Here is a 17640-nt window from a genome sequence, read left to right as displayed (position 1 = left end):
TGCTGCGGTGCGAGGTGCCCCTAGAGGTACCAGGCGACGACGGCGCTGAGGCCGGTGCCCCGGAAGACCGGGATGGCGACGAGGCTGCCCAGGCCCGCGGCGAGCATGCTCGCCGCGATCCCCGGCGCCTCGAGAGCGGTGTTCGTCGCGATCGTCGGGACGCCGGACCGGAAGGCCCGGGCGATGGCGCCGTCGCCGATGCCGGCCGTGACGTTCGCCATGGCGGCGGCGTGGTCCGGGTGGCGCTCGCAGTAGCCGGAGGCGAACGAGAGCGTCCCCTTCGCGTTCGGAACCCAGACCTCGAATCGGACCGCGATCGGGGTGTGGAGCGCCGACAGGAAGGTCATGACCCAGGCGCCGTCCGCGTCGATCCGCACCGGGATGCCGACGCCGCGGGTGATGCCGACCTCCGCCGCCTTCTCCCAGCGCAGGAAGCGCGGGGCCGACAGCGTCTCGAACACCACCGGGTTGGCGCTCTCCCAGGTGAGCCCCGGCAGGCCGATGCCCTTCATGAAGTGGATGCGCCGGGCGACCCACTCGAACACTTCCGCCGTGCCGAAGTAGCCCTCGACGAGGCCCATCTCCGGCGAGCGGCCCGCGGCGCGCCAGATCTCGAGCGCGCCGACGTGCTCCTCGTCGCCGCCGCAGAAGAAGACGACGACGCCCTTGAGCACGCGGCCGGCGAGGACCGGCAGCGCCACGCCGCAGGTGAGACCGGCCGCCATGGCCGCCTCGCCCCGCATGAAGTACGACCCCTGGAGGTCCTTCAGGATGATGGGCGCGGCCTCCGCCCAGGCCCTGCCGGGCAGCCCCTCGCCAAAGGCGAAGCGCGTCTCCCTGGCGACCTTCTCGAAGTCGCCGAGCCCGCCGTAGATGCCGTCCTCGAGCTCCAGGTGCGAGCCGTCCTCGTTGGGGACCCAGACCTCGATGGCGCGCACGAAGGGCTGCTTTTCCACCGCCGTGTCCTGCGAATGTTCGACGAGAAGTTCCATGTTGCCCTCCTCCCCGCGTCTGCCTAGGCGGCCATGCCGGGCCGCGCCTCGGCGGCCTCGTCGGAGCCCAGCACAATGGGCGTGACCTCCCCGGCCGCCGTCGCAACCATCTGCTGCAGGCGCTCGGGGTCGGGCGTCGCGCCGCCCTCGTAGGCCTCGAGGAAGTCGAGGAGGGTCTGGCGGTAGCGGTAGTAGTCCGGGTGCTCGAGCAGCTCCTTGCGCGAGCGCGGGCGCGGCAGGTCGACGTGCATGACGTGGCCGATCCGGGCGTTCGGACCGTTCGTCATCATGACCACCTTGTCGGCGAGCAGGATCGCCTCGTCGACGTCGTGGGTCACGCAGATCGCCGTCACCTGGGTGCGCTTCCAGACGTCCATCAGGACCTCCTGGAGCTCCCAGCGGGTCAGGCTGTCGAGCATGCCGAACGGCTCGTCGAGCAGCAGGAGCTTCGGCGACAGGGCGAAGGCGCGGGCGATGCCGACGCGCTGCTTCATCCCGTTGGAGAGCTCCGCCGCCGTCTTGTCCGCCGCATCCCAGAGGCCGACGCGGGCGAGGTAGTAGTCGACGATCTCGCGGCGTTCCTTGCGGGAGGCCTTCGGGTAGACCTCGTCGACGCCGATGGCGACGTTCTCGCGCGCCGTCATCCAGGGCATCAGCGAGGGCGCCTGGAAGACCACGGCACGGTCCGGTCCCGCGCCCGACACCTCGCGGTTGTCGAGCACGATGCCGCCGGCGGAGATCGAGTTCAGCCCCGCCGTCATCGACAGGACGGTGGACTTGCCGCAGCCGGAGTGGCCGATCAGGGTGATGAACTCGCCCCTGTCCATCATCAGGTCGAACCCGTCGACGACGGTGAGCGGCCCCTTCGGCGTCGGGTAGATCTTCTTCACGCCGGAGAACTCGAGGTAGCGCCGGTCGAGCGGCGAGGCCGCCGCGTCGAGGTACGCCTTCGGCGGCGGGGACTTGTCGATCGGCGTGATGTTCGGGAGCGCCAGGCTCTCGTCCATCGCCGCGCCGCGCTCCATGCCGACCTTCATGAGGTAGTTCGTCACCTCGCCGCGCAGGCGGATGAACTCGGGGTCCGAGTTCATCGCCGTGCGGTCCCGCGGGCGGGGGATGTCGACCTTGAACTCCTGGCCGAGCGTCGCCCTTGGCGCCGGGGTGAGCGGAATGATCCGGTCGGCGAGGAGGATCGCCTCGTCGACGTCATTGGTGATGAGGATCACCGTCTTCTTGTCGCGGGACCAGATCTCCTCGATCTCGTCCTGCAGCTTGGCGCGGGTCAGCGCGTCGAGCGCGGACAGCGGCTCGTCGAGGAGCAGCATGGAGGGGCTCATCGCGAGCGCCCGGGCGACCGACACGCGCTGGCGCATGCCGCCGGAGAGCTCGGCGGGCTTGCGGTCCCTGGCGTGCGACAGGCCCACCATCGCGACCGCGTCGGCCACGCGCCTGGCGCGCGCCTTGCGGCTTTCCTTCGGGAACACCTGGTCCACCGCGAGGGCGATGTTCTGGGTCACCGACAGCCACGGCATCAGCGAGTAGTTCTGGAACACCACGCCGCGGTCGGGACCGGGGCCGGCGATCGGTGCGCCGCGCAGGGCGGCGGTACCCTCGTCCGGCATGACGAGGCCGGCGATGGTGGAGATGAGCGTCGACTTGCCGGACCCGGAGAAGCCGACGATCGCGATGAACTCGCCCTCCTCCACCGAGAGGTTCACGTCGTGGAGGACGTCGGTACGCTCGGGGCCTTCGCCGAAGCTCTTGGAGACGTTGGTCAGCTCGAGGATCGCCATGGGTCCCTCCTCAGCGCTGGTTGGAGAAGGTGAATGCGGCCTGGAGGGCGTACATCAGCCTGTCGAGCAGGAAGCCGATGACACCGATGGTCAGCACCGCGACGATGATCTTGGCGAGCGAGGACGACGATCCGTTCTGGAACTCGTCCCACACGAACTTTCCGAGCCCGGGATTCTGCGACAGCATCTCGGCGGCGATCAGCACCATCCAGCCCACGCCCAGCGAGAGGCGCAGCCCGGTGAAGATGAGCGGCAGCGACGAGGGCAGGATCACCTTGGAGACGAACTTCCAGGTGGGCAGCTGCAGCACGCGGCTGACGTTGGTGAGGTCCTTGTCGACCGAGGCGACGCCGAGCGCGGTGTTGATGAGCGTCGGCCAAAGCGAACAGAGCGTCACCACGATGGCCGAGATCAGCATCGACTTGGGGAGCGCCTCGGACGCGTCGACGTAGGTGGCGGAGACCACCATCGTGACGATCGGAAGCCAGGCGAGCGGCGAGACCGGCTTGAAGATCTGGATGAGCGGGTTGAGCGCCCCGTTCACGGCTCGCGACAGGCCCGACGCGATGCCGAGCGGCACGGCGACGATGGTGGCGAAGATGAAGCCGAGCGCGACCGTCTTCAGCGACGTGACGATCTGGTCGATGTAGGTCGGCGAGCCGGTGTAGTCGCGCCACTTGACCCGGTCGGCCTTGCCCTGCGCCTCGAGCTTGGCGTTGCGGTCCTCCTGGCGGGCGTAGAAGTCGGCCGCCTTCTCCCGCTCGGCGACGTGCGCGTCCCAGAGGCTCGCGGCCTCCCGGGCGACGGCGACGGGGCCGGGGATCGCGCCCAGCGAGGTGTTCACCTGCGGCGCCAGGACCGCCCAAGCGGCGATGAAGATGAAGATGCCGGTGAGCGGGACGACGAGGCTCTGGACGAGCTCGCCCATCTGCGACTTCGCGCTGTCGCCGGCCGCCATCCGCAGCAGCGGGACGACGAAGCCGAGGCCGAACACGGACAGCCAGCCGGCGGATTTGTTGATCAGGGTGAAGCGCCGCTCGCGCCGGGCTTCCTTCGCGCGGATCGTCTCCGGATCCACTCCCGTCGTCGACATTGCCATGGGGTCTAGCTCCAAAACGCGGATGATCGGAAGGCGGGCGCGAGCCTCGCCGCTGACGGCGCGGCCGCCCCGGAGCGGCCGCGGTTCGGGAAGGAGGGGCGGGATCAGCCGCCGACGACGGCGCTGCCTTCGACCTTCTGGTCGCCCTTCAGGCCGATCGGGAACTTCTCGAGGTAGCCGTTGGGATCGCGGCCGTCGAAGGTGACGCCGTCGATGAACTCGGTCTGCGGCGCCTTGTAGCCGTCGGTGCCGAAGGGCACCTCGTCCTCGGTGAGGAAACCTTCCTCGACGAGCAGGCGGGCGGCCTCCTCGTAGATGTCCGGCCGGTAGACCGATTTCGCGACATCCTCGAACCAGGAGTTCGACTTCGGCTCCGCGATCTGGCCCCAGCGGCGCATCTGGCTGAGGTACCAGGTGGCGTCCGAGTAATACGGGTACGTGGCGTAGTAGCGGAAGAAGACATTGAAGTCCGGCACGTCCCGCTTGTCGCCCTTCTCGTATTCGAACGTGCCGGTCATCGAATTGGCGATGACTTCGGCGTCCGCGCCGACGTATTGCGGCTGGGACAGGATCTCGACCGCCTCCATGCGGTTGGCGTTGTCGTTCTCATCGAGCCACTTGGCGGCCTTGATGAGGGCCTTGACGATGGCGAGCGTGGTGTTCGGGTTCTCGTCCACGAACTCCTTGGTCATCCCGAAGACCTTCTCCGGGTTGTTCTTCCAGATCTCGTAGTCGGTGATCACCGGGACGCCGATGCCGCGGAAGACGGCCTGCTGGTTCCAGGGCTCGCCGACGCAGTAGCCGTAGATGGTGCCGGCCTCGAGCGTCGCCGGCATCTGCGGCGGCGGCGTCACGGAGAGGTAGGCCTCGGCCAGGATCTGACCGGAGATGTCGTCCGGCGCGTAGAAGCCCGGATGAATGCCGCCGGCGGCGAGCCAGTAGCGCAGCTCGTAGTTATGGGTCGAGACCGGGAAGACCATACCCATGTTGAAGGGCTTTCCCGCCGCCTTGTACTGCTCGACGACCGGCTTCATCGCGGCCGCGGAGATCGGATGCTGCGGCTTGCCGTCGGCGTCGGTCGGGATATTCGGCTTCATCGCCTCCCAGACCTCGTTGGATACGGTGATGCCGTTGCCGTTGAGGTCCATGGAGAACGGGGTGACGATGTGCGCCTCGGTGCCGTAGCCGATGGTGGCGGCGAGCGGCTGGCCGGCCAGCATGTGCGCGCCGTCGAGCTGGCCGGTGATGACGCCGTCGAGCAGGACCTTCCAGTTCGCCTGGGCTTCCAGGGTCACGAACAGGCCCTCGTCCTCGAAGAATCCCTTCTCGTAGGCGACCGCGAGCGGGGCCATGTCGGTCAGTTTGATGAAGCCGAACTTCAGCTCATCCTTCTCGACGTCGAGCCATTTCGTCTCCTGCGCCAGTGCGACCGAGGAGACCAGGCTGGTGGATGCAAGGAGCAGAGCCGTGACGGTTCTGCGCGTGAACGCGGCAATGGTCATAGGATGTCCCCGTAGCCGGCGGCCCTCGTTGGCGCGTCCGGAAAACAAAAAACGCCGCCGGCTGGACGCGCAGATAAGCCAAAAGCTTTGCGCGAGAGCCGGCAGCGTTGCCGTAGGCCCCTCACCGTAGAGGCGGGGCAAATGTCAGTATCGGCGCATGCCGATGCCAGTCATATACCGATGAAGCCTGGACGATGTGAAGTCCAAATTTCGAACAATTCGAGTGTGCAATTGCCCATTAAATCGTCACGGGTTAGCGCGCCGCGCGCGCCCAGACCTCGTGCAGACCGCGAGAGTGGATCGCGAACGAATCGATGTATCCGCCGAGGTCCGCCGGATCGAACACTCGCCCGTCGAAGAATCCGTCCTTCGCCAGAACGAGGCGCCCGGTGGTGGAGCCGACCGGCTGCTCGGCCGTGAGGCTCCCCTCCACCTTCGCGTTCGCCGACGGCAGCGTCACCGACGTCCCCCTGAAGGCGCGGCGGTAGATGTCCGGCCGGAAGGCGCCGCCGGCGAGCTCGGTCCCCTCCGCGCTGAGGGGCACCTGATCCCACCGCACCATCTGCGAGTAGAACCAGAGCGCATGCGAGCGCCACGGGAAGGTCGCGCCGTTGCGGTCGAAGAGGAGATAGTCGGGGATCGGCTCGTCCGGCTCGCCGCAGATCGCCACGCGCCCGGTCAGCGCGGCGCGGATCGGCGCCTCGTCCATGTCGATGACGTCCGGTGCGGCGAGCATTTCGACCAGCGCGTCGACGTTGGCCGGATCGTCGGCCCATTCGGCCGCCTTCTTCAGCGCCCGCAGCAGCGCGTCGAGCGTGTCCGGCTCGGCGTCCGCCCAGACCTCGCGCACGCCGAGCACCTTCTCCGGGGCGCGGCGCCACAGGTCGGTGATCGCCACCACCGGCTTCGCGACTCCCTCCTTCAGCCCGACACTGTTCCACGGCGCACCGACGCAGAAGCCGTCGATGTGCCCGTCGCGCAGGTAGTCGACGACGAAGGGCGGCGGGATGACCACCAGCGTCACGTCCCGGTCCGGGTGGATCCCGGCGGAGGCGAGCCAGTAGCGAAGCTCGTAGTTGTGGGGCGAGAAGGGGTGCACGGTGCCGAGCGTCAGGCGCTCCTCGCCGCGCCGCTCCCGCGCGTCGATCACCGCCTTCAGCGCCGCCGCCTTCGCGGCCGCGTCGCGCCGCTCGCCCATGAGGCCGGTGTCCGCCATGGCGTCGAAGAGCGCGTTGGAGACGGAGATCGCGTTCCCGTTCGTCGACAGCGTGAACGGGGCCACCATGCGCGCCTTGGGGTTGCCGATCTGAAGCTGCGAGGCGACCGGGACCGGCGCCAGCATGTGCGCGCAGTCGATATGGCCGATCGTCAGCTTGTCGCGCACGGTCGCCCAGGAGTTCTCCCGTTCGAGCTCCAGCGTGATCCCGACCTCGTCCGCGAAGCCGGCCCTCGCGGCGGCGACGAGGACGGCGCTGTCGACGAGCGGAAGGAAGCCCACGCGCAGGGTCCTCACAGGCTGCCCTCCAGCAGGTTGGCGGCCGTCACGATCGACCGGGCGACCTCGCCGATGGTGCGATGCTCGTTCATCGCCGTGCGCCGGAGGAGATGGTAGGCGTCGCTCTCCGAAAGGCCTCGCCGCTCCATCAGCAGCGCCTTCGCGCGGTCCACGACCTTCCGGTCCTCCAGCGCCCGGCGCGTGTCCTCGAGTTCGCGCTGCAGGCGGTTGAACGCGTTGAAGCGTGACAGCGTCATGTCGAGGATCGGCTTCACCCGCTCCTTCTTGAGGCCGTCCACGATATAGGTGGAGACGCCCGCCTCCACGGCGCGCTCGATCATCTCCGCCCCCGACTCGCCGACGAACATCGCCACCGGCCGACGGACCGTCTGCGAGACCTGGAACATCTGTTCCAGCACGTCACGATTGGGGTTTTCGAGATCGATGATGATGACGTCGGGGTCGGCATTGACGATGGAGCGCAGGAGATTGGCCATGTTGCGCACGATCGTGACATTGGTAAAGCCGCCCTCGCGGAGTCCCTCCTCCAGGATGGCCGCCCGAATGGCATTTTCGTCGATGACCAGAATCTTGAGACTGGCGTCGCGCATGGCCCTTGGTTGGCACGAATTCGTCCAAATCGGGATGACAAATGGTGTGCAACGGCGTGACCAAAGTTCGGTCACATCGCCCCCCATTGCAGCAACCTCCGCTTGTCGTCCGCAGCCCCGGGGCAAAACGCCGGGATTCGCGCGGGCCGCATGAGAGCGGCACCGACAGCGCGCCGCCGTCACACGTTCTGGTATAGCGCTCGCCCTTCGCAGCCCCCGCCTGCACGGCAGCCATGCAGCGTCGACCGCCGTCGATTCGCGCCGCCGGGAGCGCTCGCAATCCGCGCGAAAACGTGACCCCGGCACGCCGGCTCGTCGCCTATCCGACCAAGGAAGGGCCTTGCGGCGGCGCTCGAAGCGTATAATGTACGCCCCAACGAACGGGGGACACCGTGACAGAAACGACAACCGAGCTTGAGCGGATCGCGCTCAAGGTCCTGCGAGGCGCGCCCGGCCCCGTCGGGGCCTACGACGTGCTCGAGGCGCTGAAGACCGTGCGCCCGACCGCCGCCGCGCCGACCGCCTACCGGACCCTCGCCAAACTCATCGACAAGGGCCTCGCCCACCGGCTCGAGTCGCTCAACGCCTACGTCGCGTGCTGCGCCGAACACGGCGGCACCGCGCCCCTCTTCTCCATCTGCGACGACTGCGGCGTGGTCGGCGAACTCGCCGACCCGGCGGTCGCCTCCCACCTCGCCGCCGCCGTCCAGCGCGAGGGGTTCGAGGCGGAGAAGCAGGTCATCGAGCTGCACGGCCGCTGCGCATCCTGCCGGTCCGCATGATGGGTTCGCCACTCCTCGCCGGCGCGTCCGCGCGCCTTGCCGTCGCGGCCGTTGCCGCCGCCGTCCTCTGGTCGCTGTTCGCCTGGGCCATCCTATGAGTCTCGTGCTTGAAGACGTCACGCTCGGCTACAACCGCCATCCGGCCGTGCACCACATCACCGCGACGATCCCCGACGGGTCGCTCATGGCGATCGTCGGGCCGAACGGTGCCGGCAAGTCGACGCTGCTGAAGGCCATCGCCGGCGAGCTGCGTCCGATCACCGGCCGCATCACCAATTCCGCCGGCCGCTCCGGCACCGCCTACATGCCGCAGATCGCCGAGATCGACCGCTCCTTCCCGATCAGCGTGCGCGAGGTCGTCGCGATGGGCCTGTGGCGGCGGATCGGCCCTTTTCGACGCCTCGGCGAGGCCGAACGGCAGGCGGTGGCGGACGCCATCGCCGGCGTCGGCCTCACCGGGCTCGAGGCGCGGCCGATCTCGACGCTGTCCGGCGGGCAGATGCAGCGCGTGCTCTTCGCCCGGCTCGCCCTGCAGGACGCCTCGCTCATCCTGCTCGACGAGCCGTTCACCGGGGTCGACAGCCGCACGGTCGAGGATCTCCTCGACGTCATCGACGGATGGCACAGGGACGGCCGCACCGTGCTCGCCGTGCTGCACGACCTCGACGAGGTGCGCCGCCGCTTCCCCGAGGCGATGCTGCTCGCCCGCGACCTCATCGCCCACGGCCCGACGGAGACCGTGCTCACCGCCGCGCAGCTGACGAAGGCCCGCGCTGTCGGCGAGGCGCTCGACGAAACCGCCCCGCTCTGCCAGCGCGCCGCCTGATGGATCAGCTTCTCGGCCCCTTCGGCGAGTTCGCGTTCATGCGTCGCGCGCTCGTCGGCTGCATCGCCGTGTCGATGGGCGCGACGCCCGTCGGCGTGTTCCTCCTCCTGCGCCGCATGAGCCTCACGGGCGACGCGATGGCGCACGCCATCCTCCCGGGCGCGGCCATAGGCTTCCTGTTCGCCGGCCTCTCGCTGACGGCGATGACCATCGGCGGCCTCGTCGCGGGGATGACCGTCGCGGTCGCGGCCGGCGCCGTCTCCCGCTCCACCGTACTGCGGGAGGACGCCAGCCTCGCCGCCTTCTATCTCGTCTCGCTCGCGGCCGGCGTCGCCGTCGTCTCCATGCACGGCAGCAACGTCGACCTGATGCACGTCCTCTTCGGCTCGGTGCTGGCGCTCGGCAACGACGCGCTGATCCTCCTGTGCGCCATCGCCACCATCACGATGATCGCCCTCGCACTCCTTTATCGCCCGCTGGTGCTGGAGTGCCTGGACCCCGCCTATCTGCGCGGCGTCAGCGGCCTGTCGGCGGTCGCGCACTTCGCCTTCCTCGCGCTCGCCGTCCTCAACCTCGTCGGCGGGTTCCACGCCCTCGGCACGCTGATGGCGGTGGGCATCATGATCCTCCCCGCCGCTACCGCCAGGTTCTGGACGCGCGGCGTCGGGGCCATGATCGGCATCGCCTTCGCCGTCGCCGTGACCGGCAGCATCGCCGGTCTCTGGCTCTCCTACCAGTACGGCCTGCCGTCGGGCCCCGCGATCGTCCTCGCGCTCGGCGGCTTCTACGGCCTCTCACTCGTCTTCGGCGCCGAGGGCAGCCTCCTCGCGCGCCATACTCCACGCTCTCACCGGGAAGCTTAGCCATGCGCACCCTTGCACTGGCCATCGGCCTCGTCGCGGCCCAGTCCGCACATGCCGCCGAACCGCTCAACGTCGTCGCCACGTTCTCCATCCTCGGCGACATGACCCAGAACGTCGGCGGAGACCGCGTCCACGTCACCACCCTCGTCGGGCCGGGCGGCGACCTCCACGTCTTCAACCCGACGCCCCGTCAGGCCGGGGTGCTCGCCGAGGCCGACGCCGTCGTCATGAACGGCCTCGCCCTCGAGGGCTGGCTGGAACGCCTCGTCGAGGCGACCGGCTACGACGGCCCCGTCATCGCCGCCGCGCACGACGTGACCCCGCTCCCCGCGGGCGACGACGACGAAGACGCCGACGGCGGCCACCAGGAGGCGGCCCACCACCATCACCACGGCGTCTACGATCCGCACGCCTGGCAGGACCTTTCCAACGCCGTCCTCTACGTCGACGCCATCGCGGAGGGGCTGTCCGCAGCCGACCCGGAAGGCGCCGAAACCTATCGCGCCAACGCCGACGCCTACATCGCGAAGCTCACGGCACTCGACGCCGAGGCCAAGGCAGACATGGCGACCATCCCCGAGGACGGCCGCACGGTGCTGACGAATCACGACGCCTTCGCCTACTTCGGCAAGGCCTACGGCGTGACCTTCATCGCGCCGCAGGGCATCTCCACCGAGGCCGAACCCTCGGCGCAGGATGTCGCAGCCCTCGTGCGGCAGATCCGCGAGGACGGGGTCGACGCCCTCTTCCTGGAAAGCGTCGCCGACAACCGCCTCGTCGAGCAGATCGCGGCGGAAACCGGCGTCACCATCGGCGGCGAGCTCTACTCCGACGCGCTGTCCGGCCCGGACGGCGACGGCTCGACATACCTGTCGATGATGCGCCACAACCTCGGGGTTCTGGTCAAGGCGCTGGGCAAAGGCGTCTAGACTCGGCAGGACGGGCCGGGTCGGCTCGTCCGGCACTTCGCGACATCCGCCGTCCCGTCCACCCGGGACGGCCATCGGCCAACAACTCGATCGGTCCGCGAGAGGGTGAGTTCATGCGTTCGGTTCCCATCATCGGCACTCGCATCTCGGCGGGTCCGCGCCGGCCCTGGCGAACGGCGGTCGCGGCCGTCCTCGCCATCGCCTTCTTCGCGGCGACGGCGCTGATGCTCTCCTCCGGGCTCGGCCTCGTGGAGGCGGCCAGGTGGGCGACCGCGCAGCAGCGCGCCTACTACGAGATGATGCGCCACATGATGGAGGCGCGCGGCAGCACCTTCGCCTCCGTCGGGCTGATCGGAGCGAGCCTCGCCTACGGGTTCGGCCACGCCGCGATCCCGGGGCACGGCAAGTTCCTCATCGCCGGCGCGGGCGTCGCGAGCCGGTCCAGCGCGGCGCGCCTCGTCGCGATCTCCCTCGCCGCGAGCCTCGCGCAGGCCGTGACGGCCGTCGTGCTCGTCTACGGCAGCTTCGCCGCGCTCTCGATCACCGCGGGCTGGGCGGTCGACGCCACCGACAAGGTGCTCGCCCCGCTCAGTTATGTCGCGATCCTCTTCATCGCCGTCATCCTCATCCGCCGCGCGCTGCGGGGCCTCAACGACGTGTGGGAGCGACAGGCGGACCGCCTCGACGCCATGCGCACGGGCCGCCACGTGCACCACCACGACGATGACGGCATGTGCGGCTGCGGCCACCGCCACGCCCCGACCATCGAGGAGACCGACGCGCTCTCCTCCTGGCGCGACGTCGCGATGCTGATCGCGGGCATCGGCCTGCGTCCGTGCACCGGCGCGGTGTTCGTCCTCGCCGTGGCGTGGCGCATGAACATCCTCGCCGTCGGCGTCGCCTCGGCGGTGGCGATGGCGATCGGCACCGGCGCCTTCATCAGCCTCGTCGCCATCTCGGCCGCGACGGCGCGGGGCGCGACACTGTTCGCCGCCGGCGTCAAGCACGCGGGGATCGCGGTGCCGCTCCTCCAGCTCGCCGCCGGCGTCGCCATCGCACTGATTTCCTCGGCGTTCCTGCTCGCCCCGCTCGTCAGCAATCTATAGTCACTTCGTCTGACGCGCCCGCTGGCGCGAGACGCACGAACAGCGGTACACTGGCCCGAAAAATTGGAGGGCCCCGCTCATGGACGCACGGTTGGCGGAAATCGAGCGCAAGGTACTGTGGCTGTCGCAGTGGATGATCCACGCCGCGAACCACGTGCGCGAATCGGATGCCATCAAGGTGGGCGGCCATCAGGCCTCCTCGGCCTCGATGGTGCAGATCATGTCGGCGCTCTACTTCCACGTCCTCAGACCCGAGGACAAGGTGGCGGTGAAGCCGCATGCATCGCCGGTCTTCCACGCCATCCAGTACCTCGCCGGGCGTGAGCCGCTCGACCGTCTGAAGGCCTTCCGCGGCTACGGCGGCGCGCAGTCCTACCCGTCCCGCACCAAGGACCGCGGCACCGAAGGCGCGCCGATCGTCGACTTCTCGACCGGGTCCGTCGGGCTCGGCGTCGCGGCGACGGCCTTCTCCTCGCTCGTCCAGGACTACATTGCCGCCAAGGGCTGGTCGGCGGACCGCCCGCTCGGCCGCATGATCGCCCTCGTGGGCGACGCGGAGATCGACGAGGGCAACGTCTACGAATGCCTCCAGGAAGGCTGGAAGCACGGTCTGCGCAACACCTGGTGGGTGATCGACTACAACCGCCAGAGCCTCGACGGCGTGGTGCGCGAAGGGCTTTACGCGCGCATCGCCGAGGTCTTCAGGGCGTTCGGGTGGGACATCGTCACCATCAAGTATGGCGCGCTGCAGCGGGCCGCCTTCGCCGAGCCCGGCGGCGAGACGCTGCGGCAGTGGATCGACGCCTGCCCCAACCCGATCTACTCCGCGCTCTCCTTCCAGGGCGGCGCCGCATGGCGCAAGCGGCTGACGGCCGAGATCGGCGACAAGCCGGGCATCGCCGACCTCCTCTCCCGCCGCAACGACGACGAGCTCGGCCGGCTGATGGCCAACCTCGGCGGCCACTGCATGGAAACCGTCATCGACGCGTTCCAGTCCATCGACCACGACCGACCGGTCGTCTTCATCGCCTACACGGTGAAGGGCTGGGGCACGCCCCTCGCAGGCCACAAGGACAACCACGCCGGCCTGATGACCCCGGCGCAGATGGCCGCCTTCCAGGCGACGATGGGTGTCCCCGAAGGCGAGGAGTGGGAGGTCGACGCCGGCCTCGACCTCACCGCGGCGGAGGTGCGCGACTTCATCGCCGGCACGCCGTACTTCGGCGCCCGCGGCAAGGCGCCGGCCCGGACCGCGAACGAGCGGCCGCAGCTCACCACCCCGGCCGACAAGGTGATCTCCACCCAGGCCGCCTTCGGCAAGGTGCTCGACGAGCTCGCCCGCGGCGGCGGCGCCTTCGCCGACCGCATCGTCACGATGAGCCCGGACGTCACCGTCTCCACCAACCTCGGCCCCTGGGTGAACCGGCGCGGCCTCTTCGCGCGCGAGGCGATCGCCGACTCGTTCCGCCAGGAGCGCGTCCCCTCGGCGCAGAAGTGGCAGTTCTCGCCGGACGGGCAGCACATCGAGCTCGGCATCGCCGAGATGAACCACTTCCTGGCACTCGGCGCCGCCGGCCTCGCCTACGAGCACTTCGGCGAGAAGCTCTATCCCGTCGGCACGCTCTACGACCCGTTCATCGCGCGCGGGCTCGATGCTCTGAACTACGCCTGCTACCAGGACGCGGCCTTCCTTCTGGTCGCGACCCCGTCCGGCATCTCGCTGGCGCCTGAAGGCGGCGCGCACCAGTCCATCGGCACGCCCCTCATCGGCATGTCGCAGCCCGGCCTCGCCTCCTACGAGCCGGCCTTCGCCGACGAGCTGGCGGTGATGATGGCGGACGCCTTCGACCGCATGTCCGGTCCCGGCGGCCCCGGGCGTGAGCGCGCCACCTACCTGCGCCTCACCACCCGCCCGCTGGAGCAGCCGATCCGCACGATGACGGACAAGCTGCGCGACGACATCCTCGCCGGCGCCTACTGGCTGCGCGAACCGGGACCGAGCGCGGAGATCGTCGTCTGCGTACAGGGCGTCGTCACCAACGAGGCGATCCGCTCCGCCGCGATGATCGCCGACGGCCGGCGCGACGTCGGCATCCTCGCGGTCACGTCCGCGGACCGGCTGCACACCGGCTGGCAGGCCGCCCGCGCCGCGCGCCGCAAGGGCGAGCCCAGCATCTCCCATGTCGAGACGATCATGGAGGAGCTGCCGCACCACTGCGGCCTCGTCACCGTGCTGGACGGCCATCCGACGACGCTGTCCTGGCTCGGCGGCGTTTCCGGACACCGCGTCGTGGCGCTGGGCGTCGAGACGTTCGGCCAGACCGGCACCATCGCCGACCTCTACCGCCACTACGGTATCGACGCAGAGGGCATCGCCGCGGCTGCCGACGAGCTCGCCCCGCGCCGCCGCTTCCACCTCGCGGTCTGAGACCGCGGGGACGGAACCGCACGGCACCGCCCGCGTTGCCGCTCCAAAACAGGAGGGGAAACGATGTCGAGCGCAAAGCGCACGGACCCGAAGCTCTGGGAGGACGTCAAGCGGGAGATCACGCGGTCCGACAAGGGCGGCCGGGCGGGCGAATGGTCCGCCCGCAAGGCCCAGCTCGCCGTCTCTGAGTACAAGCGCCGCGGCGGCGGCTACGTCGGCCCCCGGTCACCCGACAACGACCTCGACCGCTGGACCGCGGAAGACTGGGGCACGAAGTCCGGCAAGCGCAGCATGGACACCGGCGAGCGCTACCTGCCGAGGAAGGCCCGCGAAGCCCTGTCCGACGAGGAGTACCGCCGGACCAGCGCGAAGAAGCGTCGTGACAGCCGCGAGGGCCAGCAGTTCTCGCACCAGCCGGACGAAATAGCGGCCAAGACCGCGAAGCACCGCCACGGGAGCGCCCTCGGCGGCGCGCCGAGCAAGTCGGATCTGATGCAGCTCGCCCGGATGCTCGATATTTCCGGCCGCTCCCGGATGGACAAGGACGATCTCAAGGATGCCGTGCTGCAGGCGGCGACCGACGACGACACCGCCAGCAAGGGCGCGCTGATGACCCTCGCCCGCATGCTCGACGTCTCCGGCCGGTCGGAGATGTCGAAGTCCGACCTCCGCCAGGCCATCGCCGAGGCCACCCATTCCGCCGCCCCGGCCTGACCGAACTGACATGCGCCCGTTGGCGTCCCGCCGGGCGCAGCGTACACCGGCTTTCGGAGCCGGCTTGCGTCTCAGTTCGACCTGACGACGGATCCCCTCCGCGAGCTGCCGGCGGGCGTGACTCAGCTTTTCAAACTTGCCGGCGAACTGGCCGACGGCTCGCCTTCCATTGCGTGAGAATGTGGAAGACAGTTCCGACGACCGCGCTCTCGCGTCCGGGTCGTTCGCGAAGGAGGAGTTCGGCATGGCAAGGGATGCTTTTCAGCTCGCTCGAGGCGCAGCGACAGCGTACGAGCAGCAGAAGGTCGTAGCGATCTTCCGACCGCTGGCCGAGGCGACGCTAGCCGTCGTCGGCATCTCCGACGAGGATGTCGTCCTCGATGTCGCTTGCGGCACGGGCATCGTGAGTCGTGTACTGCACCAGCACTCGCCGAAGGCAGCGATCACCGGCCTCGATCTCAACGAGGGCATGATTGCGACGGCACGCGCCGTCACGAGCCAACAGCCGGACGCCTACCGGTGGGAAGTCGGCGACGTGACCAGCATGCCTTTCGCGGACGGCGCCTTCACGGTCGCGATATGTCAGCAGGGCCTCCAGTTCTTCCCCGACGAGGCCTCGGCCATGAATGAGATCCGGCGCGTACTGCGCCCTGGGGGGCGGTTCATCCTCACTGTCTGGGCGGAACCGCCGCGCTTCTTCATCGCCTTGGCGGAGGCGATAGGGCGGCACGTGTCGTCGCAGGACGCGACGCGCTCCCTCGCCCCCTTCACCTATCCTGGATTGGACGCCATTCCCGCGCTGCTGCGGTCATCGGGTTTCGCCGAGGTCCGATCGAGCGACTTGACGATCGATCGGGTCATCCGCGATCCCGAGACGAGCATCCCCCTCGAGATCAAGGGCAATCCGGTGGGGCCAGCGGTTACGGCACGTGGCGAAGGCGTCATGGCGGACATCGTGTCCGACGTCCTGTCGTCCTGCCGTGATCTCGTGCACGGCTCCGATCTGATCTCACCACAAACCGCTCGCCTGTTCACGGCAATCGCGGTCTGAGATGCCTCGGCACATGATGGCAGCCCGTTTCGGCTGTTCGGCCACCTGAGGGAACGGGCTCAATCCGCCCTGTCGACCCGGTGGAGCAGGAGCCGCTTCGGGCTATGGAGTAGCGCTTCCGACCGGTCGCCGACCGACGTGACCGCGGCACGACGGGAATATAACGGGCACCTTCGGACGTCCGGCCGAGCGGGTCAGGCCGTCCGGTTGGCGGCCTCGCGGCGCTGGCGGCGGGCCTCGGCGGCCTTGCGGCGCCGCTCCTCGACCCGGGAAGGATCCGCCGGCGGCTGACGCGCGCTGCCTGCCGCCTGCCGTGCCGGAGCCTCCGCCTTGCGCGGCTTCGCCTCGCTCTTGCGTGCCGGCGCCTCCTTCTTCCGCGCGGTCGCCTCGCCCTTGCTAGCCGGGGCGTCGGCCCGGGGAGCCGGTGCCACGACCTCGGTCTTGCGGCGGCGCGTCTTGACGGGCTTGGCCGGTCCGTCGGCGAGGGCCAGCATCGCGGCGCGGTGCTCGGCGATCACCTCGGCCGCGTAGCGGTGCATCGACTCGGACGGGTAGCGGTCCACACGCACCGACGTGGTGCCGTTGGTGACCTCGAACGGCATCCCCTCGCTGGACACGATCTCGAGGCTGTAGTCGAAGATCGATTGCAGCTCCTCCCACATGCGCAGATCGACGCAGTGCGGGAAGGTGAAGAGGTCCCGGTAGGTGCGCTTGTTGAGCGGTCGGGCCGGGCGGTCGGAGAAGTACATGACGACCGCCGGGCGGCCGAGCGCCTTCTTCAGCTCCTTGTAGTCCTCCAGCAGGAAGTCCTGCCCCTTCCGGATCTGCTCGACCACCTCCTCGAAAGGACGCTCCTTGAAGGCGGTGCGGTAGCCCATCCCGGCGCGCACGCGGGAGCCGACCTTCACACCGAGCCCGTCCGCCTTGACCTTCATCGTCCGGCCGGTGATCCGCGTGAACCAGTCGTTCGTGTGGCCGTCGGCGCCGCAGACCTGGATGATCGGCATCGCCTTCGAGGTGGAGAGGTACTCCAGGAGCTCCGGCCGCCTCAGGAACATGTACGGATTGCCGCCGGCCGTGCCGAAGTTGCGGGCGGTGATCCCGTGGCGCTCGGCGAGGAAGGCCGTCATCGACTTCTCGACGAAACACCCGAAGACGCGGGCCGAGCCTATGATGTTGAAATCGGCCGGCGCGTCGATCGGCCACTCGGGTCCGCGAAGCTGGAAGTCGAAGCGGTCGAAGAGCTGGTAGTCGAAGAACGCCGCATCACGCTCCTGGTACGCTTCGTTTCCCATCAACGCCTGTCCTGGTTGCACTTGATCGATATCATAGTGCGGCATGCCATGCGTGCGAAGGGCTGCGCGCCTGGCAGATGGTTGTTATTCCTCAGACGCGTGGCCACGTCGCACAGGCATGCTCCCATGCGTGGTGACGCGTCACGCGCCGCAC

General features: G+C 69.1%; 15 protein-coding genes. 8 read left to right on the top strand and 7 right to left on the bottom strand.

All coding sequences use genetic code 11. The annotated features are described in order from the left end of the window. Positions 1–20 precede the first annotated feature (20 nt). The 6 genes from DLJ53_RS06780 to DLJ53_RS06755 all read right to left on the bottom strand — a co-directional run bounded on the left by DLJ53_RS06780 (position 21) and on the right by DLJ53_RS06755 (position 7492). Entirely contained in the window at positions 21–992 is a 972-nt protein-coding gene (locus DLJ53_RS06780) for a GAF domain-containing protein (RefSeq protein WP_111343374.1), read from the bottom strand. 23 nt (positions 993–1015) lie between these two features. Then, positions 1016–2785: an ABC transporter ATP-binding protein gene (locus tag DLJ53_RS06775; RefSeq protein ID WP_111343373.1), complete on the bottom strand. Its 1770-nt coding sequence runs from the start codon at positions 2783–2785 to the stop codon at positions 1016–1018. Positions 2786–2795: 10 nt separating this feature from the next. Then, positions 2796–3884 carry an ABC transporter permease gene (locus DLJ53_RS06770; RefSeq protein ID WP_111343371.1) on the bottom strand — a complete coding sequence of 363 codons (1089 nt, stop codon included), beginning with the start codon at positions 3882–3884 and terminating at the stop codon, positions 2796–2798. Positions 3885–3988: 104 nt separating this feature from the next. Further along, the gene (locus DLJ53_RS06765) at positions 3989–5386 is read right to left on the bottom strand and encodes a CmpA/NrtA family ABC transporter substrate-binding protein (RefSeq protein WP_111343369.1); all 1398 of its coding nucleotides are present in this window, start codon (positions 5384–5386) and stop codon (positions 3989–3991) included. Between the two features lie 253 nt (positions 5387–5639). Beyond that, entirely contained in the window at positions 5640–6899 is a 1260-nt protein-coding gene (locus DLJ53_RS06760; protein ID WP_111343368.1) for a CmpA/NrtA family ABC transporter substrate-binding protein, read from the bottom strand. Next, a complete protein-coding gene (locus tag DLJ53_RS06755; RefSeq protein WP_111343366.1) occupies positions 6896–7492 on the bottom strand; it encodes an ANTAR domain-containing response regulator in 597 nt (198 codons plus the stop codon). The genes DLJ53_RS06760 and DLJ53_RS06755 overlap by 4 nt, the downstream gene beginning before the upstream one ends. 392 nt (positions 7493–7884) lie before the next feature. On the opposite strand from DLJ53_RS06755, the gene DLJ53_RS06750 reads away from it, so the two are divergent. From DLJ53_RS06750 to DLJ53_RS06715, 8 genes are all read left to right on the top strand, one after another. Then, complete coding sequence (locus DLJ53_RS06750; protein ID WP_111343364.1) at positions 7885–8274, top strand: Fur family transcriptional regulator; 390 nt, start codon at positions 7885–7887, stop codon at positions 8272–8274. Positions 8275–8368: 94 nt separating this feature from the next. After that, positions 8369–9100, top strand: a complete 732-nt coding sequence (gene aztA, locus DLJ53_RS06745) for a zinc ABC transporter ATP-binding protein AztA (RefSeq protein ID WP_202913015.1) — start codon at positions 8369–8371, stop codon at positions 9098–9100. Then, positions 9100–9963, top strand: coding sequence for a metal ABC transporter permease (locus tag DLJ53_RS06740; protein ID WP_111343361.1), 864 nt, complete (start codon positions 9100–9102; stop codon positions 9961–9963). Before aztA ends, DLJ53_RS06740 begins: the two co-directional genes overlap by 1 nt. 2 nt (positions 9964–9965) lie before the next feature. Continuing rightward, complete coding sequence (locus DLJ53_RS06735) at positions 9966–10892, top strand: metal ABC transporter substrate-binding protein (RefSeq protein WP_111343360.1); 927 nt, start codon at positions 9966–9968, stop codon at positions 10890–10892. A gap of 113 nt (positions 10893–11005) precedes the next feature. Continuing rightward, positions 11006–11998 carry a nickel/cobalt transporter gene (locus tag DLJ53_RS06730; protein WP_111343358.1) on the top strand — a complete coding sequence of 331 codons (993 nt, stop codon included), beginning with the start codon at positions 11006–11008 and terminating at the stop codon, positions 11996–11998. A 79-nt stretch (positions 11999–12077) separates the two neighbouring features. Then, positions 12078–14426, top strand: coding sequence for a transketolase (locus DLJ53_RS06725; protein WP_111343356.1), 2349 nt, complete (start codon positions 12078–12080; stop codon positions 14424–14426). Between the two features lie 63 nt (positions 14427–14489). Next, the gene (locus tag DLJ53_RS06720) at positions 14490–15140 is read left to right on the top strand and encodes a DUF5872 domain-containing protein (protein ID WP_111343354.1); all 651 of its coding nucleotides are present in this window, start codon (positions 14490–14492) and stop codon (positions 15138–15140) included. A 181-nt stretch (positions 15141–15321) separates the two neighbouring features. Then, complete coding sequence (locus DLJ53_RS06715) at positions 15322–16191, top strand: class I SAM-dependent methyltransferase (RefSeq protein WP_111343352.1); 870 nt, start codon at positions 15322–15324, stop codon at positions 16189–16191. Between the two features lie 194 nt (positions 16192–16385). Here DLJ53_RS06715 and DLJ53_RS06710 read toward each other — a convergent pair whose 3' ends face one another. Beyond that, on the bottom strand, positions 16386–17486 hold the full coding sequence (locus DLJ53_RS06710) for a DUF6473 family protein (protein ID WP_111343351.1): 1101 nt from the start codon (positions 17484–17486) through the stop codon (positions 16386–16388). Positions 17487–17640 lie beyond the last annotated feature (154 nt).

Source organism: Acuticoccus sediminis (assembly GCF_003258595.1).
Classification (GTDB): Bacteria; Pseudomonadota; Alphaproteobacteria; order Rhizobiales; family Amorphaceae; genus Acuticoccus; species Acuticoccus sediminis.
This window is presented reverse-complemented; position numbering and strand designations above follow the sequence as displayed.

Excerpts from the sequence above, each read along its gene's own strand:
- DLJ53_RS06765 (WP_111343369.1), bottom strand. The coding sequence starts at position 5,386 with ATGACCATTGCCGCGTTCACGCGCAGAACCGTCACGGCTCTGCTCCTT.
- DLJ53_RS06775 (WP_111343373.1), bottom strand. The coding sequence starts at position 2,785 with ATGGCGATCCTCGAGCTGACCAACGTCTCCAAGAGCTTCGGCGAAGGC.
- DLJ53_RS06730 (WP_111343358.1), top strand. The coding sequence starts at position 11,006 with ATGCGTTCGGTTCCCATCATCGGCACTCGCATCTCGGCGGGTCCGCGC.
- DLJ53_RS06755 (WP_111343366.1), bottom strand. The coding sequence starts at position 7,492 with ATGCGCGACGCCAGTCTCAAGATTCTGGTCATCGACGAAAATGCCATT.
- DLJ53_RS06720 (WP_111343354.1), top strand. The coding sequence starts at position 14,490 with ATGTCGAGCGCAAAGCGCACGGACCCGAAGCTCTGGGAGGACGTCAAG.
- DLJ53_RS06735 (WP_111343360.1), top strand. The coding sequence starts at position 9,966 with ATGCGCACCCTTGCACTGGCCATCGGCCTCGTCGCGGCCCAGTCCGCA.
- DLJ53_RS06725 (WP_111343356.1), top strand. The coding sequence starts at position 12,078 with ATGGACGCACGGTTGGCGGAAATCGAGCGCAAGGTACTGTGGCTGTCG.
- aztA (WP_202913015.1), top strand. The coding sequence starts at position 8,369 with ATGAGTCTCGTGCTTGAAGACGTCACGCTCGGCTACAACCGCCATCCG.
- DLJ53_RS06780 (WP_111343374.1), bottom strand. The coding sequence starts at position 992 with ATGGAACTTCTCGTCGAACATTCGCAGGACACGGCGGTGGAAAAGCAG.
- DLJ53_RS06740 (WP_111343361.1), top strand. The coding sequence starts at position 9,100 with ATGGATCAGCTTCTCGGCCCCTTCGGCGAGTTCGCGTTCATGCGTCGC.
- DLJ53_RS06710 (WP_111343351.1), bottom strand. The coding sequence starts at position 17,486 with ATGGGAAACGAAGCGTACCAGGAGCGTGATGCGGCGTTCTTCGACTAC.
- DLJ53_RS06770 (WP_111343371.1), bottom strand. The coding sequence starts at position 3,884 with ATGGCAATGTCGACGACGGGAGTGGATCCGGAGACGATCCGCGCGAAG.